We start from the raw sequence: 24055 nt of genomic DNA, 5'->3' as shown, positions 1-24055 counted from the left end.
GGCGCCCCGAGCGCCGCGCAGGCCGCCGGCCCCGTGGCGCCGCAGGACTCGTCGGGCTCGAAGACCGTGGCGAACGCCGGCACGGCTGCGGCGCTCGCGGCTCGCAAGGGCAAGGACGGCGACCTGGTGCGTACGAGCGGCTACGCGGCTCCGGGCGACGGCGGCGCCGGCGTGTACCGCTTCGTGAAGAAGGACGGCCCTGCCGCCAACGGCGGCACGGTGCTCGCGGGGCCCAAGGGCGGCGTCTGGGTGCTGGTGCACCAGGGCACGGTGGACTTCCGGGTGTTCGGGATCATGGACGCCTCCGTCCCGGCCGACGACGCGCTGGACGCGCTGGTGGGCGACGCGAGCGTCCGCCGCATCGAGGCGTACTCCGACCTCAACTTCGTGCGCCGGCACCGGTTCACCCGTTCCCACCTGGCGTTCGACTTCCACCACCACCTCATGACCACGCAGGGCATCGAGAACGCCGGCAAGGACGACCCGTTCGCCGCGGTCATGTTCTTCCGCGGCGAGGTGACCGAGGCGGTGCAGGAGGCGCGGCTCGGCGAGAACGTGCCCGACCTCGCCGACGTCTTCCCGGTCGCCGACTCGTCGTTCTTCGCGGTCGGCGAGTGGTACGCGGCCGAGGTGAACGCGCTCTCGGGTCGCTGGGAGCGCGAACTGCAGCGGCTCGTGCAGGTGACCCAGATCGTCGACGGCACGCACATCCGCGTGAACTACAAGAACGGCTGGCCGCTCGGCAAGGACCGCACCATGACGTGGCGGCACGTGAAGCCCGTGCAGGACATCACGGTGTCGAACCTGAAGTTCCTGGGCGGAGGGACCGACGAGTACACCGGCTCGCACCCGCTGGCGTTCGAGTACGCGGTGCGCTGCGACGTCGACCACATCGACGGCACCGCCACGTTCTGGCCGCTCATCCAGCGTCGCTGGAACACGTACTTCAGCACCGAGAGCTGCACGCTGAAGAACCCGACCTCCGTCACGTGGGGTGGCGCGGGCTACCTGACGCAGCAGATCTACTGCCTGTACGGGTACGTCGCCAACTGCCACACCGCGAACGCGCGGCACCTCAACGACTTCACGGCGAGCGCCTACTGCCTGGTGGAGAACTGCCACGGCGACGGCGACGACCAGGGCCCGTTCGTGACGCACGGGCAGTACGAGCACGACCTGACCTACACGGGCAACTCCGGCCTGATGACGTTCGCGAACTCGGGTGCCGCGTGGGGCTCGGCCGCCAAGCGCATCACGGTGCGCAAGCACGTGTGCTCGTGGTTCGTGGCGCGCGTGCGCATCACCGACCTCACGCTGGAGGACGTGCAGGTGATCGGCAAGCCGTCGCTGTCGGGCTCCGGCATGCTGTGGATCAACGCCGACGGCGCGCAGCTGCGCGGGTGCACGGCGTCGGACACCCTGATCATCACGCAGGCGTCGGACAACTCCGCCCGCCCGACCGTGATCGCCGACTCGCACATCACGTTCGTCGCTCCGGGCGACCTCACCAACGCGACGGTCACGACCCCGGTCACCTTCGTCGACACCGTGCTCACGAACGTCGGCGGCGTGAAGATCGGCGGGGCGGGCGCCGTGACGTTCCGCGGCTCGACCCTCACCGCCGCGGAGGACTCCGCGCCCCTCGCGTCGTCGTCCGAGCGGCTGCGGTTCGAGGGCGCGACCCTGCGCAACGTGCGGATCGCGGCGGCCAGGGGCGAGCGGCAGACGCTGGAGTTCGCGGGTGCGGACGTCGCGGCGAAGGGCGGCACGGGGATCGGGCGGACGGGCGCGGGCGAGCTGCACGTGACCCTGAGCGACAGCACCTTCCGCGGCGACGGCGGCACGAACCACGTCTCCCTCACCTCGGGCGCGACGCACTACCGCGCGGTCGGGAACCGGTTCGAGGGCGGCAGGCTCGAGCTGGGGGCCGACGCGTTCGGTGCCGAGTCGACGCTGCTGCACACCGGGAACGTCGAGGCCGGGGTGACTCGCACGGCCTTCCCCGACGCGGGCGACCGCGTGGTCGACACCGCGAATCTGCTGGTGTGAGGGTGCGCCGCGGGAGGGCCGTTCGTCGGCTCTCCCGCGGCCGTCGAGATCGTATCGCTCTGGAATATGGGTAACGCGTTACATTCTGTCGCATAGGGTGGACACCGCTATCTGTTCGCAGGATGCATCGAGGGGGAAAGCTCGGCCCGCATCCGAACCAGAAGAACCCGGTGACATCCCGAGAGATCCGGGCGGTCTTCCTGACCCTTCGAAATGATGAGATCACTACGTAATTCGATTCACCCTGTCCGCTCTACCCTGCTCGCCTCTCTCGCCGCCGTCGCGGTGATCGGCTCCGGTGCCATCGCGGCACCCTCCTCGGCCTCCGCCGCAGACGCGGCGTCGAACGCCATCGCCTCCGTGATCGAGAGGGGGTCGGAGTGGTCGTACTACCGGTCGACCACGGCGCCCTCGTCCGACTGGCAGACCGGCTCGTCGTCGTGGGACACCGCGAAGGCTCCGTTCGGCGCCGGTTCGCGGGTCGGACGCGTCGCGACGAAGATCCCGTCGTCGACCGACCGCCCGCTGTCGACCTTCTTCACCAAGAGCTTCACGCTCACCTCGGACCTCCCCGAGTGGTCGTGGCTCAACACCTGGGCCGACGACGGCATCGTGGTGTGGATCAACGGCACCGAGGTCGGGCGCAAGAACGCGCCGAAGGGCGACATCACGGCGAAGAGCTACGCCACCGCCGCGCCGTCGACCACCTCCGCCCGCTCGAACCCGGTGTCGTTCTCGATCCCGGTGAACCTTCTCCACGAGGGCGAGAACACCATCGCGGTGCAGGTGCTGGCCAACTACCACGCGACCCCCAATGTGAGCTTCGACGCACACCTCGTGCGGGAAGACACCCCGTCGGGTCAGGCCGTGGCTCCCGCGCCCGCCCCGGCTCCGGCCCCGGCTCCGGCTCCGGCTCCGGAGGACGACTCCACGCAGGTCGCGCCGCCGGCGAGCGAGCAGGAACCTCCGGCCGAGGAGCCCGCTCCCGCACCCGAGCCGGCCCCCGCCCCCGCACCCGCGCCGGCGACGGACGGGAGTGGGTCGGCGACGAGCGACCCCGACGCCTGCGGTGCCCAGGCGATGCTGGCTCCGTCGTGCGGCGCCCTGTGGGGCGTGTACGCCACCGAGGGCGGATCGAACCTCGTGACCTCGGTCACCGATCTCGAGGCCAAGGTCGGGCGCAAGTTCGACATGACCATGCGGTACCACGACTTCTCCACCCACGTGCATCAGGGGCAGTTCCCCGACGCGGAGGAGCAGACGCTGGGTCAGGACCGCACGCTGCTGTTCTCGTGGCAGTCGCGCGTCTCCGACACCAACACCATGATCGCGTGGTCGCGCATCACCAAGGGCGAGATGGACTCGTACATCGACTCCGCCGCCGACCGGGTCAAGGCGTTCGGCAAGCAGGTCATGATCGCGTTCGATCCCGAGTTCGACAACGGCCCGAACGAGGAGAAGGGCACGATGGCGGACTACGCCAGCGCCTACCGCCACATCCATGACCGTTTCGAGGCCAAGGGCGTGACCAACGTCGCGTGGGCCTGGGTGTCGACGGGGTACCTCGGCGACGGGAACGACGACCGCATCATGCAGGGCTACCCCGGAGACTCCTACGTGGACTGGGTGGGTTACGACCCGTACAACTTCTACACGTGCAACGGCACCGGGTGGACGACCTTCGCCGACAAGATCGATCAGAAGTACCACTTCTTCACGCAGGGCAGCCTGGGCACCAAGCCGCAGATCCTGTCCGAGTACGGCACCTCGTACAACACGTCCGACCCGGCGCTCGCGCAGGACTGGCACCGCGACATCCCCGATGCGCTGAAGGACTACCCGAACCTGAAGGCGCTCGTGCGGTTCAACTCGCCCGGTGCCCTGGGCACGGGGGAGAAGTGCACGCTCCAGATCGAGAACGGCCCCGGCATGCTCGAGTCGTTCAAGGACGCGGGTCTGGATCCGTTCGTGAACACGCGCGGGAACTGACCCCGCGTCGAGCCCGTCCGCTCGATAGGACTGCGCCCCCTCGGGCGCCGGTGCCTCACACACCGGTGCGCGAGGGGGCGCTCCTCGTGTCACGACCGCGGGCGATCGGCGTCCGCGGGATCAGTCCTCGGCGGCGGGGAGTCCGACGAGCTCGGCGCTCCGCTGCCACAGGGCCTCCGCGAGCACGGGGTCGTTCGCCTGCGGGTTCACCCGGGTGGTGAGGACGCGCTCGTCGTAGTAGGCGCCGGAGGTCCAGGTCTCGCCCGGGGTCCCCTCGATGAACCACCGCAGGGTCGCCCCTCCGCGGTCGGTCCCGATCAGGAGGACGTGCCGCAGCGGCGACCGGTACACCAGCCGCATGATGCTCGACGAGTCCGCCGCGAAGTTCGTGCGGACCGTGCCGGGGTGGAACGCCACGGCGCTGAGGCCCCGCGCGTGGAACCTCTCGTGCAGGCTCTTCGCGAACAGGATGTTGGCGAGCTTCGCGTCGCCGTAGGCCTTGTTGGGGCTGAAGCGGCGATGGTTGTCGAGGTCGTCCAGGTCGAGGTGCCCGAACAGCCGGTGGCCCACGCTCGACGTGTTGATCACGGCGCCGCGCACCCGGAGCAGGTGGGGCAGCAGCAGATTCGTCAGCAGGAACGGCGCCAGGTGGTTCACCTGGAGCGTCTTCTCGTGGCCGTCGACCGTGGGGGTGCGGTCGCCGAAGATGCCGCCGGCGTTGTTGGCCAGCACATCGATGCCGTCGTCGCCCACGGCCGCGTCGATGCGGGTCGCGAGGGAGCGGACGTCGTCGAGCCGCGCGAAGTCGGCCACGTGATGCTCGGCTCCGGTCTCCTCCGCGACGGCGCGGGTCTTCTCCGGGGAGCGCCCGACCAGGATCAGCCGATGCCCGGTGTCGGCGAGCTGACGCGCGGCGGCAGCGCCGATGCCGTCGGAAGCACCGGTCAGGACGATGGTGCGGCGGCCGGTCGCGGTCACTCGGCCTCCGCCTCGACCGTCGGGGTGATGCGCTCGACAGCGCGCGTCACGTGCTCGGCGATCACGGCGCGGGCGCGATCGGGGTCGCCGCTGGCCACGGCGTCGATGATCTGCTGGTGGCTGCGCACGTGCTCCTCCTGCTCGGCGGGGTCGAGCGCGGCGTTCGCGGCCTGGATGAACCCGGCGATCCGACCACGCAGCTGGGCGCTGAGCTCGTCGAGGAACCGGTGCTCGGCGAGGTCGGCCAGCGTCTCGTGGAACAGCCGGTCCTGGCGCAGCACCTCCGCGATGTCGCCGGGCGCCGCATCGGACATCGCCTGGATGATGGCGCCGAGGCGTGCCGCCGACTCCTCGTTCCACCGCTCCTGCACGCGGATGGCCATGAACTGCTCGAGCACGATGCGCAGGCTCGAGATCTCCTCCAGGTCCTGCGCGGTGAGCTGGGCCACGCGGGCGCCGCGGCGGGGTTCGCGTGTGATCAGGCGCTCCTCGGCCAGGCGGGTCAGCGCCTCGCGCACCGGGATGTGGCTCACGCCGAGCCGCTCCGCGAGCTTGCGCTCCACCAGCCGTTCGCCCGGCGCGAGCTCGCCCGAGTGGATGGCGGCCCGAAGCTCGTCGGTGACCTGTTCGGCGATGTTCTGATCCGACACGCTGCGCATCCGGGGCCCTTCTCGGTTTCGCGCGGCCCGGTGCTCGTCGCGCGGGGCCTCTTCGCTCGCTCGATGCTATGGCATCCGCGACAGGACTGGACAGAACGACGCTGGTGCTAGATGCTATAGCAAAACCCAGCGATGACGAAGGAGTTGTCATGTCCGGCACTGACTCGGCCGCCCAGGAGCGCGCCGCCGACGCCGCGGTGGGAGCCGCGGCCATGAAGAAGGCGATCTGGCGGCTCGGCCCGTTCCTCGGACTGCTCTACCTCGTCGCCTACATCGACCGGAACAACGCGGGCTTCGCCAAGCTCGAGATGACGGCCGCGCTGAACATCACCGAGGCGGCGTTCGGCTTCGCGGCCGGCATCTTCTTCATCGGCTACCTCCTCTTCGAGGTGCCCAGCAACCTGCTGCTGGAGAAGTTCGGCGCCCGCAAGTGGATCGCGCGCATCATGATCTCGTGGGGCATCGTCGCCGCCCTCACCGCCTTCGTGCAGGACGAGACGCAGTTCGCGATCGCGCGCTTCATCCTCGGCATCGCGGAGGCCGGGTTCTTCCCCGGCGTGCTGCTCTACCTCACGCTCTGGTTCCCGCGGCAGTACCGCACGCAGGTGCTCGCCGTGTTCGTGCTGTCGAACCCGATCGCCAACGCCGTCGCCGCACCGCTGTCGGGCTGGATGCTCGAGCTCCACGGACTGTGGGGTCTGGACGGCTGGCAGCTGGTGTTCCTCCTGCAGGGCGTGCCCGCCGTGCTGCTCGCGTTCGTCGTGTTCTTCTGGCTGCCCGATCGCCCGCAGGACGCCCGCTGGCTGAACCCGGCCGAGCAGCGGTGGATCACCGACACGCTCGCCGCCGAGACGCAGGCCACGGAGCAGCGCCACGGCCGCCTCCGCCTGGGCGAGGTCTTCCGCAACGGGCGGCTGTGGACGCTGATCGTGCTGTTCTTCGGCGTCGTGTTCGGGGCGTACGGCCTGGGCATGTGGCTGCCGACGATCGTGAAGAGCATGGGCGACTTCTCCAATGCCACGACCGGATGGCTGGTGGCGTTGCCCAACCTCTGCGCGGCGCTGGTGATGCTGCCGTGGGAGCGCGCCGCGCGGAAGCAGGGCAACATCCCGCTCCAGATCGGCATCACGCTGAGCATCACGGCCCTGTCGCTCATCGCAGCGGTCGCGGCGCAGGGCACTCCGATCCTCGCGCTCGCGGCGCTGTGCGTCGGGATGTCCGCCCTGTTCTCGACCACGCCGCTGTTCTGGAGCCTGCCGCCCATGGTGCTCACCGGCACGGCCGCAGCGGCGGGACTGGCGTTCATCAACTCCGTCGGCAATCTCGCCGGGTTCGCCGGTCCGTACGCGATCGGCTGGATCAGCCAGACCACGGGATCCGCCGTGTGGGGTCTGCTGCTCATCTCCGGGCTCACCCTGCTCGGGGCGACGATCGCGTTCGTGCTGAGCCGTCGCGCCGACTTCACCACGGCGCCCGCACCGGCGCCGCAGTCGGCGCCCGCCGCGCGCTGAGCCGTCCGGATCGGCGGGCGTAACGAGAACGTACCCCCGCCGATCCGGTTCGCTCTAGACGCCCTCGCGCTTTTGCTACATGCTATAGCGAACACCCTTACCCGAAGCATCACCCGAAGCACCACCCGACACCTGGAGGCACCCATGTCGCGTCGTCGCGTCCTTCTCGGCGGAGCAGCGCTGCTCACCGCCGCGCTGATCACCGCTGGCTGCAGCACCTCATCCACCCCCGACGGCTCCGCCCAGGACGGCGGCACGCTCACCGTCGCCGCGGCCCAGGGCATCCCGCAGCTCAACCCGGCCATCCGCACCTTCGCGTGGGAGGAGGTGCTGTTCCCGCTGCTCTGGAACGGCCTCACCACCACCGACGAGTCCGGCGAGATCGTCGGCGACCTCGCCGAGAGCTGGGAGACCTCAGACGACCAGAAGACGTGGACGTTCACGCTCCGCGACGGCGTCACGTTCTCCAACGGCGACCCGTTCACCGCGGAAGACGCCGTGGCCTCCTTCGAGTACTACCTCGACCCCGAGACCGCCACGCAGGAGAAGAACAAGATCGACATGGTGACCGACGTCACCGCCCCCGACGACAAGACCGTCGTCATCACGCTCTCCGAGCCGATCGCCACGTTCGACGCCGGCATCGTGTGGGTCAAGATGCTCGACGTCGACGCGCTCGACACCATCGACAAGGAGCCCATCGGCACCGGTCCCTACATCGTCGACGCCTTCACACCCGACGACAGCCTCACGCTCGTGCCCAACCCCGAGTACTTCGGCGACGCCCCCGCGCTCGACGAGATCAGGATCGTGAAGGCCGCCGAGTCCACGGCCGCCGTGACCGGACTGCGCTCGGGCGACATCGACGTGCTGTGGTCGGTGCCGCAGGGCGACGTCGAGGGCCTGGAGGCCGGCGGCGACATCGCGCTCGTGAAGCCGGAGAACCCGAGCCAGTGGCCATCGTGGGAGGTCGACACCACCTCCCCGCCGTTCAACGACGTGCGTGCGCGGCAGGCCCTCGCATACGCGATCGACCGCGAGGCGATCCTCGACGCCGCGTACTACGGCCAGGGCACGGTCTCCCCGACCAACAACGCCCTCGGCGAGGTGAACCCCTGGTACGGCGGCGACCTGACCGACTACTCCTACGACCTCGACAAGGCCAAGGAGCTGTTCGCCGAGGCCGGCGTGACCGAGGGCAGCACCCTCACCTGGTGGGGCGTCGCCGGACAGTACCCGGAGTGGAACACCAGCGGCGAGATCCTGCAGGCCAGCCTCAAGGAGATCGGCATCACCCTGAAGATCGACAACAACGACGTCGGCACCTGGGTCGACTCGTTCTACCCGGCGGGCAAGAGCTTCCCCGGCTACATCGTGCCGAACTTCCAGTCCACGCCACCCGAGCCCGCCTACTCGCTGAACTTCTATCTGGAGGGCCGCTGCGAGTGCAACTGGGTCGACCCGGAGTTCCAGTCGGCCTTCGCCGCCGCCGTCGCCGAGCCCGACCAGGCCGCGCGTGCCGAGAAGTGGGGCACCGTGCAGACGATCATCAACCAGCAGGTGCCGCTGATCGTGCCGCTGCAGTCCACCGTGGTCACCGCGACCAGCACGAAGGTCGACGGCGTGTGGGTCGAGGGCGGCGGGCAGCTGCACCTCGAGAACGCGCAGTTGAAGGGCTGACGTGCTCCTCTCCGTCCTGCGGCGGGTGGCGATCAGCATCGCGATGCTGATCGCCACCTCGCTCCTCGTGTTCGTGGTGCTCCGGCTGCTGCCGGGCGACCCCGTGATCACCCGTCTCGGCTCGACGCCGGGCGTGGACGCCGAGATGCTCCAGCGTCTGCGCGAGGAGGCCGGGCTCGACGCCCCGGTCATCGAGCAGTACCTGCGCTGGATCGGCGGCGTCGTCACGGGCGACTTCGGACAGTCGTACTTCAACCAGTTCTCGGTGACCGAGCTCATCGCGCAGCGCCTGCCCGCCACGCTCGAGCTCACGCTGATCGGCATCCTGCTGGCCGTGCTCATCGCGACCCCGGCCGCCGTGATCGCCTCGCTGCGCCCGCTCGGCGTGGTCGACCGCGTGCTCACGGCCATCTCCACCGCGGGCATGGCGCTGCCGCAGTTCCTCATCGGCATCGTGCTGATCGTGGTGTTCGCCGTGCAGCTGAAGTGGCTGCCCGCCCGCGGCTACACGCCGTTCGCGGACGACCCGGCCGACAACCTCGTGCGCATGATCCTGCCCGCCCTCACCCTCGCCTTCGCCGCCGCACCGCTGCTGATGCGGTTCCTGCGGGCGTCGATGGTCGAGGTGCTCGACGCCCCCTACATCCGCACCGCCCGCGGCAAGGGGCAGTCGGCGAGCGGGGTGGTGCTCGGGCACGCGCTGCGCAACGCCCTGATCCCGGGGCTCACCATGCTCGGCCTCATCGTCGGGTACACGCTCGGCGGGGTCGTGATCGTGGAGTACGTGTTCGGTGTTCCCGGGCTCGGCTCGCTGGCGATCGACGCCGTGTTCAAGCGCGACTACGCGGTGCTGCAGTCGGTGGTGCTGCTGATCTCCGCCATGTTCATCCTCACGACGCTGATCGTCGATCTGCTCTACGGCGTGCTCGACCCGCGTCTTCGTGCAAGGAGCAGCCGTGGCTGACACCCTCACCCTCGCCCTGCGCTCGACCCGTCCTCGCCGCCGGCTCGCCGCCGCGTCGTGGATCCCGCTCGCGCTGCTCGCCCTGATCGTGCTGGCCTGCGTGCTCGCGCCCGTCATCGCGCCGTTCGACCCCGCGGCCCAGTCGCCCGACCGCTTCGCCGCGCCCACGGCCGTGCACCTGTTCGGCACCGACGAGCTCGGCCGCGACCTGTTCAGCCGCGTGCTGTACGGCGGACAGCTCACCGTGTTCATCGCCGCCGGTGCCACGCTCGTGGCGATGGTGCTCGGCATCGCGTGGGGCATGGCCGCCGCGTTCGCCCGCGGCTGGGTCGACGAGCTGCTCATGCGCCTGGCCGACACCGTGATGGCGATCCCGCAGATCCTGTTCGCGCTGGTGTTCATCTCGGCGTTCGGCGCCGACCCCGTGAAGCTCGCCGTCATCATCGGCATCCTGCTCACCCCCACGACCGCGCGGCTGGTGCGGTCGTCGGTGCTGAGCGAGCTGCAGGAGGACTACTTCACCGCGGCCGTGGCCTTCGGCTCGAAGCGCAGCCGCCTGCTGTTCGCGGAGGTGCTGCCCAACGCCAAGGGACCGATCGTGGTGCAGGCCGCCATCAACGCCGCGAACGCGATCCTGCTGGAGGCGTCGATGAGCTTCGTCGGGCTCGGCATCGCGCCGCCCGAGGCCACCTGGGGCACCCTCGTGCAGCAGGGCTACCAGAAGATGTACCAGTCGATCGGGTACGTGCTGTTCCCCGCGCTGTTCATCTTCGTGACCATCTGGCTGCTCAACGTGCTCGCCGACCAGTTCGGCGGCGACCGGAAGGGGAAGGGCCGATGACCGACGCCGCTCCCGTCCTGCGGGTGCAGGACCTCACCGTCTCCTACGGTGACGTGACGCCCGTGAAGGGCATCAGCTTCGCGGTGCGCCCCGGCGAGCGGATCGGCCTGGTCGGCGAGTCCGGCTCCGGCAAGTCGCTCACCGCGCTGTCGATCATGCGCCTCACCGACGGCGCGAAGCTCGGCGGCAGCATCCGGCTGCGCGACCGCGAGCTGCTGACTCTCCGCACGCGCGAGATGACGAAGGTGCGCGGCGGCGAGATCGCGATGGTCTACCAGGACCCGATGTCGTCGCTGAACCCCGTGCGCACCATCGGGCACCAGCTCGTCGAGGCGATCCGGCTGCACGAGCGGGTGTCGCGGCAGGCCGCGCGTGCCAGGGCCGTCGAGCTGCTGACCGAGGTCGGCGTGCCGCTGCCCGAGGAGCGCCTGAGCCAGTACCCGCACGAGTTCTCCGGCGGCATGCGGCAGCGCGTCATGATCGCGATGGCCATGTCGTCGCGGCCCGCGGTGCTGATCGCCGACGAGCCCACCACCGCCCTCGACGTGACCACGCAGTCGCGCATCATCGACCTGCTCGACCGTCTCGCGGAGGACCACGGCACCGCGGTCGTGCTCATCACGCACGACCTCGGCGTCGCGGCCGGCTTCTGCGAGCGGATCCACGTGATGCGGCACGGGCGCGTGGTCGAGGAGGGCCCCGTCGACCGGATCTACGCCGCGCCCGAGCACCCGTACACGCAGGCGCTGCTGGGGGCCGTGGTCGACCTCACGGTGGACGTGCACCAGCCCATCCCGACCGTGGACGCCCTTCACCTCGCACCGCCCACCCCGGAACCGCACGGTGCGGGGCCATCCCACCCCCGGTCCGTGAGCGAGGGGCCCTTCGGCGAGACGAAGGGCGCCGCCGACACGATCAGCGCGGTCGACCGGGCCAGGGAGTCGGGCGACGTGCTGGTCGACGTGCAGGGCGTGACGAAGGTGTTCACGCTGGGCTCCGGACGCCGCGTGACCGCGGTCGACGACGTGTCGTTCCAGATCCGCCGCGGCGAGACCGTGGGGCTCGTCGGCGAGTCGGGGTCGGGCAAGTCGACCGTGTCGAAGGCGGTGCTCGCGCTCGGCGGCATCGACGGCGGTGCGGTGGTGTTCGACGGGCAGCGTCCGCACGACCTGCGCGGCGAGGAGCTGCGCAGGCTGCGCCGCCGCATGCAGATGGTGTTCCAGGACCCGTTCTCGGCGCTCAACCGCCGGCAGACCGTGGCGCAGATCATCGAGGCTCCGTTGCTCGCCCACGGCATCGGCACCCGGGCGACCAGGGCCGAGAAGGTGCGCGAGGCGATGCACCGGGTGCGGCTGGACGAGGAGTTCGCGCACCGGCTGCCGCGCTCGATGTCGGGCGGCCAGTGCCAGCGGGTGTCGATCGCGCGGTCGCTCGTGCTGGAGCCGGAGTTCCTGGTGCTGGACGAGTCGGTGTCGGCGCTCGACGTGTCGATCCAGGCGCAGGTGCTGAACCTGTTGCGCGACCTGCAGACCGAGCTCGGCCTGACGTACCTCTTCATCAGCCACGACCTCGCCGTGATCCGGTACATGTCGTCGACCGTGGCCGTGATGCAGCACGGGCGGATCGTGGAGGTCGGCGCGCGCGACGCCCTGTTCGCGAACCCGCAGCACGAGTACACGCGCAGCCTCATGGCCGCGATCCCGGTGGCCGATCCGGTGCTCGAGCGGCGCCGGCGGGCCGAGGCCGCGGCGCTCTGGCAGGCGCAGGGGGCGGTCACCGCGGTCGTCCCGGCCCCCACCGCCGCGGGAGCGCGCGGATGACACCGACGGGACACCACGTCCCGACCCGCCGTCGATAACGAAGGAGTCGTCATGTCCGACACCACCACCGGCACCGAACAGGGTGTGCGCTCGACGGGGCGTCGCGCCCTGATGACCGGGCTCGGCGCCGTCGCGCTCGGTGCGGCCGGGTCCGTCGTCGGCGCGTCGTCCGCGCAGGCGGCGCCCGTCGCGGCGGGCTCGAAAGACGTCACGAGGGCGGAGACCGTCGCCGACCTGGCCGGGCTGCGGGCGCGTGAGGGCGAGCTGGCGATCGTCGCCGGGTATCACGCGCCCGGCGACGCCGGCCTGCTCGTGTACGTGGGGGCCGGTGAGGCCGACACCGCGGTCAACGGCGGCACGGTCGTCGCCGGCAAGCGCCACACGAAGTGGGTGCTGCTCCACGACGGCACGGTCGACTTCCGGGTCTTCGGCATCACCGGACCCGAGACGGCGGCCGACGACGCGCTCGACGCGCTGGTGAACGACCCCGCCGTCCGGCGCATCGAGGCCCAGACCGACCTGCTGTTCCAGCGGCGGCACGTCTTCACCCGCTCGCACATCGAGATCGACTTCGGCGGGCACCTGGTCACCACGGAGGGGATCGAGCCGAACACCGCCGACAACCCGTTCGGCGCGGTCATGTTCTTCACCGGGGTGGCGGCAGACGTGGTCGTCGAGCACCGGCTGACCGAGCCGTGGGCGGAGCTGACCGACGCGGTCGCGGTGCCCGACGCCACCCCGTTCGCCGTCGACACCTGGTGGGCGGTGCAGTGCGACGAGGTCGCCGGTGGCGGGCGGGACGAGCGCGAGCTGCAGCGGTTCGTGCAGGTGACGCAGCAGCTCGACGCCGCGCACATCCGCGTCGACTACCTCAACGGGTGGCCGCTCGACACCGGTCGCCGGCTCACCTGGCGCCGGATGGAGCCGGTCGTCGGGGTGCGCATCGCGAACATGCGGTTCCTCGGCGCCGGACCGTTCGACGGACCCACCGACGGGTCCTTCCCCGATCCGCGCGAGCGCACAGGGTCGCACCCGATCGCCTTCGAGTACGCCGTCCACTGCGACGTCGCCGACGTGCACGCCAGCCGCACCTGGTGGCCCGTGATCATGCGGCGGTGGAACACCCACTTCACCACCGAGCGCTGCTCGGTCGAGAACCCGCCCACCGTGTTCTACGGCGGCGCGGGGTACCTCACGCAGCAGATCTACAGCCTCTACGGGCGGGTCGCCGACTGCACGTCGTCGAACGCGCGACACCTGAACGACCTCACCGCGAGCGCGTACTGCATCGTCGAGAACTGTCACGGCGACGGCGACGACCAGGGCGGCAACCCGTTCACGACGCACGGCCAGTACGAGCACGACCTCACCTTCATCGGCAACTCCGGGCTGATGGACATCGCCAACTCCGGGGCGCAGTGGGGCACGGCCGCCAAGCGCATCACGGTGCGCGACCACGTGTGCTCGTGGTTCGTCGCGGGCACGAAGATCAGCGACCTGACGCTCGAGAACGTGCGGGTGATCGGCCGCTCCACGTTCGACCCGCAGGCGACCATGACCATCAATGCCGACGGGGCCCAGGTGCGCGGCTGCACCGCCGGGCTGCTGGCGATCGGGCAGCGGTCGGCGCGGTCGTCGCGGCCGACGACGATCGAGGACTCCACGTTCGCGCTGCCGAAGGACCAGGTGCTCGTGCAGACGCCCGTCACGGTCCCGGTCAGCTTCGTACGCTGCACCATCGGCGGCATTGACGGGACCAAGGCCCGCGGTTCGGGACCGGTCGAGTTCGTCGACTGCCGGCTGAGCGGCCCGGCCTCCGGCGCGCCGTTCGAGCTCGGCGCGTCGCGGGTCACGATCCGCGGTGGCACCGTGCGCGACGTGCTGCTGTCGGCGACCGCCGTGCGCGACCAGCTCATCGCCGTGGAGGGCGTGGAGCTCGGCACCGAGCGGGCCGACGTCGCCCTGCTGTCGCGGGCGGCCGGCGACGGCGTCGTCACCTGGCGTCTGAGCGGGGTGACCTCGACGGTCGCGAACGGTGCGGCGCACGCCGACATCGGTGCGGGCGTGAACCATGCGCGCATCACCGGCTCCCAGTTCGTCGGGGGACGGTTGCGGCTGGCCGACGGGTTCGCGGAGCCGTCCACGCTGCTCTACAGCGACTCCGTGGAGCGCGGGGTCGAGACCACGGTGCCCGAGGCCGGGGACCGGGTGCTGATCGCCGACGTGCTGAGCGTGTGAGCGACGGCCATGATGGACGACAGGGAGGACCTGGAGTGAACGACACGGCAGCTGCCACGCGCCTCGGCGACCGCATCCGCGTTCCGCGCACGCGCGCCCGCATCGGTGTGGCCCGGCGCGACATCACGCCCCCGGTGGGCATCCGCGCCAAGAACTGGGGACCCGCCGACTGGGAGCGCTCCGAGGGCGCGCATCGCCCGTTCGAGCTGACCGCGCTCGCGGTGATCGGGGCCGACGAGCGCCCGCGCGTGCTGCTCGCGGTCGATGGCACCTGGTGGCGCCGGGTCGCCGACGAGCAGGGGGTGCGCGGCGCGATCCTCGACGGTCTCGGCCTGGAACCCGACCAGCTCATGCTGTCGCTGTCGCACACGCACGCCGGCGCGGTGCTGTGCGCCGCCGATGCGCACCTGCCCGGGGGCGAGCTCATCCCCGGCTACCTGGAGGCGCTGTCCGCCGCCGGGGTCGCGGCCGGACGGGAAGCGCTCGACGGCGCCCGCCCCGGACTGATCGAGTGGACCACGGGCACCTGCACCCTCGCCGCGGAACGGGAGCTCGACCTCGACGGACGGGCGCTCGTGGGCTACAACCCGCAGGGCACCGCCGATGACACCGTGACCATCGGTCGCATCAGCGTCGACGGCCGGGTGCGGGCGACCCTGGTGAACTACGCCTGCCACCCGACCACGCTCGCCTGGCAGAGCCGCGAGGTGTCGCCGGACTACGTCGGGGCGATGCGCGAGATCGTCGAGGCCGCGACCGGTGAGCCGTGCCTGTTCGTGCAGGGGGCATCGGGCGAGCTGGCCCCGCGCGAGCAGTACACGGGAGACGTGACCGTTGCCGACCGGCACGGACGCTCGCTCGGACACGCGGTCCTCGCCGCGCTCGACGCCCTGCCGCTGCCCGGTGAGGAGCTGACGCTGGACGGTGTGGTCGAGTCGGGCGCGCCGCTCGCGATCTGGGCGGGGCGGCCGGTCGACGGCGGAGACGGGGCGCGCGGGGTCGTGGCGGCCGTCGAGCTCCCCCTGCGCGACCTGCCGACGCTCGACCAGCTGGCGGAGGAGTGGAAGGACATCGACCCCCGCTCCCGCGACGAGCGTCTGGGCCGGGCGCGGAACCTGCGCGACGGCTACATCGACGGGCCCACCGTGCAGCACCCGGTGTGGGCGTGGCGCTGGGGCGACGCGGTGATCGTGGGGCATCCCGGCGAGGCGTACTCCCGGTTGCAGACGACGCTGCGGGAACGGTTCCCCGCGACGCCCATCGTGGTGATGAACCTGACGAACGGCCCGGGCTTCGTCTACCTCCCGACGCGCGAGGCCTACGACCGCGGCGCCTACCAGGCCTGGCAGACCCCCCTGGCCGCCGGGGCCCTGGAGCTGCTGGAGGCGCACGCGGTGACCCTCGTCGCGAGCCTGCTCGAGGACTGACCTGCGGCCGCTACACTTGCTATAGCAAATCCCCGTCGTAGAGGAGAGACATGACCGCGCAGCGCCCCGTCGCCATCGTCACCGGAGGCTCCGCCGGCATCGGCTGGGAGATCGGACAGCGGCTCTCCGCCGACGGGTACCGCGTGGTGGCGACCGACCGCGTGCCCGGCCTCACCGCGGGCGACAACCCCGCCGGCATCCTGTGGCGTGAGCTCGACGTGACCGATCACGCCGCGGTCGACCGGGTGTTCGGCGAGATCGAGGCCGAGCTCGGGCCCATCGAGGTTCTCGTGAACAACGCGGGCATCCAGCGGCACCGCGGCATCGAAGACCTCACGTGGGACGAGTGGTCGGCCGTGGTCGACGTGAATCTGCACGGGGTGTTCTCCGCCCTCCAGGCCGCCGGGCGCCGCATGCTCGACCGCGGCGAGGGGCGCATCGTCAACATCTCGTCCATCTCCTCACGCGGTTCCGCGGGCCGGGCGCCCTACGCCACGACCAAGGCCGCGGTGATCGGGCTCACCTCCACCGCCGGGGCCGAGTGGGCGGCGCGGGGCGTGCGCGTGAACGCGGTCGCCCCGGGCTACGTCGACACGGGCGTCTTCCGGCAGGGGGTCGAGCAGGGCACGCTGAGCCTCGACACGATCCTGTCGCGCATCCCCGCGAAGCGCCTGGCCGACGCGAGCGAGGTCGCCGCGGCGGTCAGCTTCCTCGTCTCCGACCAGTCGCGCTACATGAACGGCCAGACGCTGTACGTCGACGGCGGGTTCATGGTGGACTACGGCGTGCCCCTCGCGAAGAAGCCCGAATGAGCGCGATCGCCCGCGTCGACACCGCCACGGTGGTGCTGCCCCTGCCCGCGCCCCTGCAGCTCGGGGCCATGACGGTCACGCGCCGCGAGTACACCGCGGTGCGGGCGACCGCGGGTGACGGCACCACCGGCGTCGCGTACTGCCTGTCGCGCGAGGCGCCGATGGCCGAGATCGTGGAGCGGCTCGTGGCTTCGCACGCGGTCGGCACCGACGCGGACAACCCGGCGAGCACGTGGGAGCGGATGCTGCGGGGGAGCGCGATCGTCGGACGGGTCGGGCTCGTGCGTCGGGCCATCGGGCTCGTCGACATCGCGCTGTGGGACATCGCCGCGCGGCGGGCCGGGGTGCCGCTGTGGCGTCTGCTCGGCACGGGCGACGCTCCCCGCGACGCGATGCTCGTGGCCGCGTACCCGTCACCGCAGCGCACGCCGCGGGAGGTCGCGGACGAGGTGCTGGCCCAGGCGGACGGGTGGTCGCAGGTGAAGATCTCCCGCATTCCCGATCCGGCATACATGCGCGAGCTGCTGGCGCTGCTGAACGCAGAACTGCCCGACACGACCGGGCTGGTGGTCGACGTGGGCTTCGGCTGGCCCGACGCCGACACGGCCCTCGCCGAGATCGCGCAGTGGGGCGACCCGCGCCTGGCGTGGCTCGAGGATCCGCTGCTGCCGGAGGACGCGGCGGGTGTCGCGCGGATCCGCCGCGAGTCGGGGCTGCCGGTCGCGGTGGGCGACGAGGTGACCGACCCCGCGGTGCTGAAGGCGCTGGTGGAGGTCGGCGAGGTCGATGCGCTGCGCCTCGACGTGGTCGCGATCGGCGGAGTCACCCCCGCACGGGAGCTGATCGCGTGGGCGGACGAGCGGGACGTGCCCGTATCGGGCCACGTGTACCCCGAGGTGACGGCCCACCTCGGCATCCAGGTCGAGACCTTCGCGCGCGGCGTGAACCCGTACGACCCCGCGCCCTCGTTCGTGACGGGCGGCCCGCGGTTCGACGGCGCCGTGATACCGAGCGATACCCCGGGCCTCGGGTTCGGGCTCGACCCCGCCGTGTTCCGATTCGAGAGGGACTGACATGACCGACTCCCCGCGCAGTGTCGTGGTCACCGGCAGCGGCAAGGGCATCGGCCGCGCGGTCGCCGAGCGCCTGACCGCCGACGGCTGGATCGTGGTGGGGCTCGAACGCTCCCCGGGCTCCGGCACGGTCGAGGCGGGCGTGCTGGCGGAGGTCGTGCTCGGCGATGCGTCCGACCGGGAGGCGCACGCGCGCGCGGCGACCGCGGCCCGGGCACGCGCACCACTGGGCGGGTGGGTGAACAACGCCGGCATCACCCGGCGCACTCCCCTGCACGAGCTCGACGAGACCGTGGTGCGGGAGATCATCGGCATCAACGGCTTCGGCTATCTGTGGGGCTGCTCGACCGCGGTGTCGGCGTTCGTGGACCAGGGCGTGCCGGGGGCGATCGTGAACATCGGCTCGATCCACGGGCGGGCGAGCTTCGTGGATCACGCCGCCTACGAGTTCACGAAGGGCGGCATCGATGCGCTCACGCGCAGTGTCGCGGTGACATATGGCGGTCTCGGCATACGTGCGAACACCGTGGCGCCGGGCGGCGTGCGCACCCCGCACCTGGAGGCGCAGATCGCCCGAGCGGCCGACCCCGCTGCGGAGGAGCGCGCGCTCGCGGAGGGCCCGCCGATGGGACGCATCGCCCGGGCGGAGGAGGTCGCCGCCGTCACCGCATTCCTGCTCTCCGATGAGGCCCCGTACCTCTCCGGTCAGTCCATCGCGGTCGACGGCGCCTGGACCGCGTCCTTCGGCGACATCACCGTCGACCCCGCCCTGCGCGCCCGCTTCGACGCCTGACGCCACCGATTCCTGAGCGCCGTTCGTCTCGTCGCCGGCGTGGCGTCTGAGGGCCGTTCGTCTCGTCGCCGGTGTGGTTTCCGAGCGATCCCCGCGCGACGACGCGCCCGCACCGATGTCCGGGGTCCGTGCGACGATCCGCTCGTCGACGGGAGAACGGATGCGTGGGGAAGCCACCGTGCTGCACGCCGACCTCGACGCCTTCTACGCGTCGGTCGAGCAGCGCGACGCCCCCGAGCTGCGCGGTCGACCGGTGATCGTGGGCGGCGGGGTCGTGCTGGCGGCGAGCTACGAGGCGAAGGCCCGCGGCGTCCGCACCGCGATGGGCGGTCGCCAGGCGCGGGAGCTGTGCCCCGACGCCGTCGTGGTGCCGCCGCGCATGGAGGCGTACTCCGCCGCGAGCACAGACGTCTTCGCGATCTTCCGCGACACGACGCCGCTGGTCGAGGGGCTGTCGATCGACGAGGCGTTCCTGGAGGTCGGCGGGCTGCGGCGCATCGCGGGAACGCCGGAAGAGATCGCCGTGCGCCTGCGGGAACGTGTGCGACGCGAGGTCGGGCTCGCGATCTCGGTCGGGGTCGCGCGCACCAAGTTCCTCGCGAAGGTCGCCAGCGCCGTGAGCAAACCCGACGGTCTGCTGGTCGTGGAGCCCGAGCGCGAGGAGCAGTTCCTCCTACCGCTGCCGGTCGAGCGGCTGTGGGGCGTGGGCGCGGTGACGGCCGAGAAGCTGCACCGCTACGGCGTGCGCACGGTCGGCCAGCTCGCGGAGCTGGAGGCGGCGACGGCGGAGCGCATGCTCGGCAAGGCCACGGGCGCGCACGTGCACGCGCTCGCGCGACTGCGGGATCCGCGCCCGGTCGACACCACACGGCGGCGCGGGTCGATCGGCTCGCAGCGCGCGCTCGGCTCGCGGCCGCGGTCGGCGGAGGAGCTCGACCTCATCCTCACGCAGATCGTCGACCGGCTCGCCCGGCGGCTGCGCGACGGCGACCGCGTGTGCCGCACGGTGGTGCTGCGACTGCGCTTCGGCGACTTCACGAAGGCCACCCGCTCCCGCACGCTCGGCGCGCCGACCGACCGCACCGCGATCCTCCTCACGGTGGCGCGCACCCTGCTCGCCGCCGCGCAGTCCGAGGTCGCCGACCGCGGCATCACGCTGCTCGGCCTCTCCCTGTCGCAGCTCGACCGCGCCGACCGCGTGCAGCCGGAGCTCCCGATCGACTGGGGTGATGAGGCGCGACTCGACTCGGTGCTCGACACCCTGCGCGACCGCTACGGTGCGGCCTCCGTCTCCCGGGCCGCACAGCTCGGACGCGACCCCGGCTGGTCCACGCCGATCCTCCCCGAGCACGAGTGACGGCCACGGCCGAGGGCCGTCGCCGAGAATACTGGCCAGAAATCGGGCCTGAATTTAGGCTATGTTCATGACTATGCAGACGGTCTCAATCAGCGAGGCGAAGGACAGGTTCTCTCAACTGGTGGAGTCGGTGGACACCACGCACGAGGCGGTGACCATCACTCGTCACGGGCGTCCCGCGGTGGTCATGCTGAGTGTCGACGACCTTCAAGCACTGCAGGCGACTCTCGCGCTCCTGCAAGATCCGCAGCACGCGGAAGAGGTCGCGGAAGCCGATGCAGACATCGCCGCAGGACGCACGTTGAGTCTGGCCGAGGTGCGAGAGCAACTGGGTCGGCGGTGACCGCGGAGCACTACGACGTCCAGCTCACGGGTCCCGCGGTGCGAGCACTCCACCGACTGGAGCCGAAGCTCGCCGATGCCGTTCTCCGGTTCCTGGAAGGCCCCCTCGCCGAGAACCCGATGCGGACGACCAAGGCGCTCGGTGCCGAACTCGAGGGCCAGCGCAGCGGGTATGTCGGGATCGCCTATCGCGTGGTGGTCCGCGTCGACGAGGAGACTCGCACGGTGTACGTCCTGCGCATAGCCCACCGTGCGGACGGGTACCGCCGCAGGTGACCCCGCCTCCGCGCCTCAGGCCTTGAGCATCGACGCCCGCGCGATGCGGCCGTCCACCACGTCGAAGGTCGCGATGGTCTCGGTCGCGACACCCGCGTTGATCACCTGCTCCTGCGCCACGACCCACCGCGCGCCGAAGAGCACGCTCGACTCGATGACGCACGAGAGCTCGGGGTTCTGCAGCCGGGGTTCGTAGAACGCGCGGATGGCTTCGGCGCCCACGATGGGTTCGGGCGCGACACCGGTGATGACGGCGTCGTCGGCGTAGGTGGCGACGAACGCGTCGAGGTCGTGGGCGTTGAACGCGTCGAGCTGTGCCTGCACGGTGTCGTGCGCGGAACGGTCGAGGGCGGTGCGGTCAGTCAATGCGAACTCCTCCGTTGACGTCGTAGGTGGCTCCGGTGATGAAGCGGGCGCGCTCCGAGGCGAGCGACGCGATGATCCAGGCGACGTCCTCGGGCTGGCCGAACGCGCCGAGGGGGATGCCGGCTTCGAGCTTCGCGCGCCCCTCGCCCTGGAGCTGGTCGGTGATGGCGCTGGCGACAGGGCCGGGGGTGACGGCGTTGACGCGGATGCCCTCGGAGGCCAGGTGTCGCGCGAAGCTGCGGGTGATGGCGAGCAGCGCCCCCTTGCTGGCGGCGTAGTGGATGCCGGTCTGCAGGGCGCCGACCTGTCCGGCGATCGAGGCGATGTTGACCACCGACCGGTCGCCCTCGGCCGCGCGCAGCAGGGGGAGTGCCGCCCGGGTGAGCAGGAAGGTGCCGCGGGCGTTGGTCTCGAGGACGAAGTCCCACTCCTCGATGTCGATGTCGGGGTAGGGCGTGTAGGGGCAGACTCCGCCGTTGTTGATGAGCACGTGCAGCTCGCCCCAGGTGACGGTGATGCGGTCGGTGAGCGCGTCGATCGATTCGGGGTCGCGCAGGTCGAGCCGTGACACCAGCACCTCGGCGGCACCGGCCGCCCGGCACTCCTCGGCGACGCGCTCGGCCTCGGCCTCGCGCCCGGTGTAGGTGATCCAGAGGGCGGCGCCCTCGCGGGCGAGTTCGAGGGCGGCGGCGGTTCCGATGCCGGAACTCGCGCCGGTGATGAGTGCGCGGCGAACAGTCATGCCTAAACGCTATAGCAAGAACCGGTCGCTGTCAGCCGCTGTACACCGCTTTGCTAGATGCTATAGCATCGCTCCCATGACTGCGCCGTTCATCCTCGTCACCGACTGCGACCTCCCGGGGACCGTCATCGAAGACACCCTCCGCGGCGCGGGCCTGCGCGCCGATCGCGCCGCCTCCGGCAGCCCCGACGACATCGCCGTGCTCGGCGCCGAGGCCGAGGGACTCGTGGTGCAGTGGGCACGCATCGACGGCGACCTCATGGACCGGATGCCCAACCTGCGCCTCATCAGCCGCGTCGGCATCGGGTACGACATGATCGACGTCGACGCCGCCACCGCCCGGGGCATCGCCGTCGCCAACACCCCCAGCTACTGCATCGAAGAGGTCGCCGCGCACACCGTGGCCATGATCATGACCCAGGCGCGCGGACTCCCCGCCTACGACCGCGCCGTGCGCGCCGGCACCTGGAAGGCCGTGGACGCCCGACCGCTCGCCGTGCGCCCCTCCACCACCACCGTGTCCGTGCTGGGCTTCGGCCGTATCGGCTCGCTCGTCGCGCGCGGACTCCGCGGCCTCGGCTTCCGTGTGCTCGTCGCCGACCCGTACGCCCCCGCCGACGCCGTGCGCGAGGCGGGCTGCGAGCCCGTCGAGATCCCCGACGCCATCGCCCGCGCCGACATCCTCACCCTCCACGTGCCCCTCACCGACGCCACCCGGCACCTGATCGACGCGGCCGCCCTCGCCACCATGACGCCGGGCGCGGTGATCGTGAACACCTGCCGCGGACCGCTCATCGACGAGGACGCGCTCGCCGCCTCCCTCCGCGACGGACACCTCGGCGGCGCCGCGCTCGACGTCTTCGCGGGGGAACCGCTCGCCGCCGACTCCCCGCTCCGCGACCTCGACCAGGTGCTGCTCACCCCGCACGCCGCCTGGTACTCCCCCGAGGCCCTCGCCGACCTGCCGGTGCACGCGGCCCAGAACATCATCCGGTCGTTCGCGGGCGAGTCCGTGCCGATCGTCAACCCGTCGTTCGCCGCCGCCCGCTGACCCGAAAGCCCGACATGGAACTCCTGCGCCTCGGCCCCGCCGGCCACGAACGCCCCTACGTCCGCGACGACGCCGGGGTGATCCGCGACCTCGCGCCCCTCACGGCCGAGATCGATGGGGCGTTCCTCGCCGCCGACGGCATCGCCCGCACCCGCGAGGCCCTGCGCCGCGACGAGCTGCCCGTCGCCGACGTCGACGGCCTCCGCCTCGGCGCTCCCGTCGCCCGCCCGACCGCGGTCCTGTGCATCGGCCAGAACTACGCCGCGCACGCGGCCGAGTCCGGCGCAGAGCCGCCCGTGCACCCGGTGCTCTTCTTCAAGCACCCCAACACCGTGGTCGGCCCGAACGACGTGGTGCTGCTGCCGCCCGGTGCGGAGAAGGTCGACTGGGAGGTGGAGCTCGCGGTGGTGATCGGCAGGACCGCCCGCTACCTCCCGTCGCCCGAGGCCGCCCGCGACGTGATCGCCGGGTACACCATCTCCAACGACGTGTCGGAGCGGGCGTACCAGCTCGACGTCTCGGGCGGGCAGTGGTCGAAGGGGAAGTGCTCCGAGACGTTCAACCCCCTCGGCCCCGCGCTCGTGCCCGCCGACGAGGTCGACCCGCAGGCGCTGCGCCTCCGCTCCTTCGTGAACGGCGAGCCGCGGCAGGACTCCTCCACGGCCGACATGATCTTCCCGGTGCTGCAACTGGTGCACGAGCTCAGTCACTACCTGGTGCTGGAGCCGGGCGACGTGATCAACACCGGTACCCCGCAGGGCGTCGCGCTCTCCGGACGCTTCCCCTATCTGCAGGACGGCGATGAGATGACGATCGAGATCGAGGGGCTCGGGCAGCAGCGGCAGCGGACCGAGCGCGTGCACCTGAGCTGACGCGACCCCGGCGGCCTGTGTCCGCGGCACGGCTCCTTTCGCTGAGTGCGCCGTGCCGCGGCCAGAGGCCGTCGGGGGTGTGCGAGGTCAGGCGAGGTCGCGCGGCGGCTGCGGCGGGGTGCGGTGCAGGGGGTCGGCGACCGGGATGCGCTCGGGCTCCGGCTCGGCCTGGGCCTCGGGCGTCGCGGCGGGGGCGGCGGGAGCGGCGGGGGGGG

At 71.4% G+C, this 24055-nt stretch carries 21 protein-coding genes; 17 read left to right on the top strand and 4 right to left on the bottom strand.

Annotated elements, in window-relative coordinates:
• Both DW297_RS05200 and DW297_RS19305 read left to right on the top strand, forming a co-directional pair.
• Positions 1–2049: peptidase C14 (locus tag DW297_RS05200; RefSeq protein WP_240744524.1), on the top strand; the 2049-nt coding region annotated here is incomplete at its 5' end.
• A gap of 285 nt (positions 2050–2334) precedes the next feature.
• Positions 2335–4038, top strand: coding sequence for a glycoside hydrolase family 26 protein (locus DW297_RS19305; RefSeq protein WP_168442800.1), 1704 nt, complete (start codon positions 2335–2337; stop codon positions 4036–4038).
• A gap of 120 nt (positions 4039–4158) precedes the next feature.
• On the opposite strand, the gene DW297_RS05180 is transcribed toward DW297_RS19305, so the two are convergent.
• Positions 4159–5016 (bottom strand): SDR family NAD(P)-dependent oxidoreductase, encoded by an 858-nt coding sequence (locus tag DW297_RS05180; protein ID WP_136030067.1) that lies wholly within the window; start codon positions 5014–5016, stop codon positions 4159–4161.
• On the bottom strand, positions 5013–5675 hold the full coding sequence (locus DW297_RS05175) for a GntR family transcriptional regulator (protein ID WP_136030065.1): 663 nt from the start codon (positions 5673–5675) through the stop codon (positions 5013–5015). The genes DW297_RS05180 and DW297_RS05175 overlap by 4 nt, the downstream gene beginning before the upstream one ends.
• A gap of 149 nt (positions 5676–5824) precedes the next feature.
• On the opposite strand from DW297_RS05175, the gene DW297_RS05170 reads away from it, so the two are divergent.
• The 13 genes from DW297_RS05170 (at position 5825) to DW297_RS05110 (ending at position 20809) form a co-directional block, all read left to right on the top strand.
• Complete coding sequence (locus tag DW297_RS05170) at positions 5825–7186, top strand: MFS transporter (protein WP_136030063.1); 1362 nt, start codon at positions 5825–5827, stop codon at positions 7184–7186.
• A 144-nt stretch (positions 7187–7330) separates the two neighbouring features.
• Positions 7331–8866 carry an ABC transporter substrate-binding protein gene (locus DW297_RS05165; RefSeq protein WP_136030061.1) on the top strand — a complete coding sequence of 512 codons (1536 nt, stop codon included), beginning with the start codon at positions 7331–7333 and terminating at the stop codon, positions 8864–8866.
• 1 nt (position 8867) lies between these two features.
• Complete coding sequence (locus DW297_RS05160; RefSeq protein ID WP_136030059.1) at positions 8868–9830, top strand: ABC transporter permease; 963 nt, start codon at positions 8868–8870, stop codon at positions 9828–9830.
• Entirely contained in the window at positions 9823–10671 is an 849-nt protein-coding gene (locus DW297_RS05155; protein WP_136030056.1) for an ABC transporter permease, read from the top strand. Before DW297_RS05160 ends, DW297_RS05155 begins: the two co-directional genes overlap by 8 nt.
• The gene (locus DW297_RS05150) at positions 10668–12491 is read left to right on the top strand and encodes a dipeptide ABC transporter ATP-binding protein (protein ID WP_136030054.1); all 1824 of its coding nucleotides are present in this window, start codon (positions 10668–10670) and stop codon (positions 12489–12491) included. The genes DW297_RS05155 and DW297_RS05150 overlap by 4 nt, the downstream gene beginning before the upstream one ends.
• Positions 12492–12542: 51 nt before the next feature.
• Positions 12543–14729, top strand: coding sequence for a DUF4148 domain-containing protein (locus tag DW297_RS05145; RefSeq protein WP_206252042.1), 2187 nt, complete (start codon positions 12543–12545; stop codon positions 14727–14729).
• Positions 14730–14764: 35 nt separating this feature from the next.
• Positions 14765–16156 (top strand): hypothetical protein, encoded by a 1392-nt coding sequence (locus DW297_RS05140; RefSeq protein WP_136030052.1) that lies wholly within the window; start codon positions 14765–14767, stop codon positions 16154–16156.
• Between the two features lie 50 nt (positions 16157–16206).
• On the top strand, positions 16207–16968 hold the full coding sequence (locus DW297_RS05135; protein WP_136030050.1) for an SDR family NAD(P)-dependent oxidoreductase: 762 nt from the start codon (positions 16207–16209) through the stop codon (positions 16966–16968).
• Positions 16965–18041, top strand: coding sequence for an enolase C-terminal domain-like protein (locus DW297_RS05130; protein WP_136030048.1), 1077 nt, complete (start codon positions 16965–16967; stop codon positions 18039–18041). The genes DW297_RS05135 and DW297_RS05130 overlap by 4 nt, the downstream gene beginning before the upstream one ends.
• Position 18042: 1 nt before the next feature.
• Positions 18043–18834, top strand: coding sequence for an SDR family NAD(P)-dependent oxidoreductase (locus tag DW297_RS05125; protein ID WP_136030046.1), 792 nt, complete (start codon positions 18043–18045; stop codon positions 18832–18834).
• Positions 18835–18994: 160 nt separating this feature from the next.
• Entirely contained in the window at positions 18995–20191 is a 1197-nt protein-coding gene (dinB, locus tag DW297_RS05120; RefSeq protein WP_136030044.1) for a DNA polymerase IV, read from the top strand.
• 67 nt (positions 20192–20258) lie between these two features.
• Positions 20259–20534, top strand: coding sequence for a type II toxin-antitoxin system Phd/YefM family antitoxin (locus tag DW297_RS05115; protein ID WP_205814448.1), 276 nt, complete (start codon positions 20259–20261; stop codon positions 20532–20534).
• Positions 20531–20809 (top strand): type II toxin-antitoxin system RelE family toxin, encoded by a 279-nt coding sequence (locus DW297_RS05110; RefSeq protein ID WP_136030042.1) that lies wholly within the window; start codon positions 20531–20533, stop codon positions 20807–20809. The genes DW297_RS05115 and DW297_RS05110 overlap by 4 nt, the downstream gene beginning before the upstream one ends.
• Positions 20810–20824: 15 nt before the next feature.
• On the opposite strand, the gene DW297_RS05105 is transcribed toward DW297_RS05110, so the two are convergent.
• Both DW297_RS05105 and DW297_RS05100 read right to left on the bottom strand, forming a co-directional pair.
• Entirely contained in the window at positions 20825–21175 is a 351-nt protein-coding gene (locus DW297_RS05105; protein WP_136030040.1) for a nuclear transport factor 2 family protein, read from the bottom strand.
• Positions 21168–21917: an SDR family NAD(P)-dependent oxidoreductase gene (locus DW297_RS05100; protein ID WP_136030038.1), complete on the bottom strand. Its 750-nt coding sequence runs from the start codon at positions 21915–21917 to the stop codon at positions 21168–21170. The genes DW297_RS05105 and DW297_RS05100 overlap by 8 nt, the downstream gene beginning before the upstream one ends.
• A gap of 76 nt (positions 21918–21993) precedes the next feature.
• Here DW297_RS05100 and DW297_RS05095 point away from each other — a divergent pair, with 76 nt between their 5' ends.
• The gene (locus tag DW297_RS05095; RefSeq protein WP_136030036.1) at positions 21994–22968 is read left to right on the top strand and encodes a C-terminal binding protein; all 975 of its coding nucleotides are present in this window, start codon (positions 21994–21996) and stop codon (positions 22966–22968) included.
• Positions 22969–22982: 14 nt separating this feature from the next.
• On the top strand, positions 22983–23840 hold the full coding sequence (locus tag DW297_RS05090; RefSeq protein ID WP_136030034.1) for a fumarylacetoacetate hydrolase family protein: 858 nt from the start codon (positions 22983–22985) through the stop codon (positions 23838–23840).
• Positions 23841–24055: the final 215 nt, after the last annotated feature.

It is taken from the genome of Microbacterium sp. PF5, assembly GCF_004794315.1.
Classification (GTDB): Bacteria; Actinomycetota; Actinomycetes; order Actinomycetales; family Microbacteriaceae; genus Microbacterium; species Microbacterium sufflavum.
Note: the sequence above shows the minus strand (reverse complement) of the source record. Positions and strands in the feature narration are given on the sequence as shown.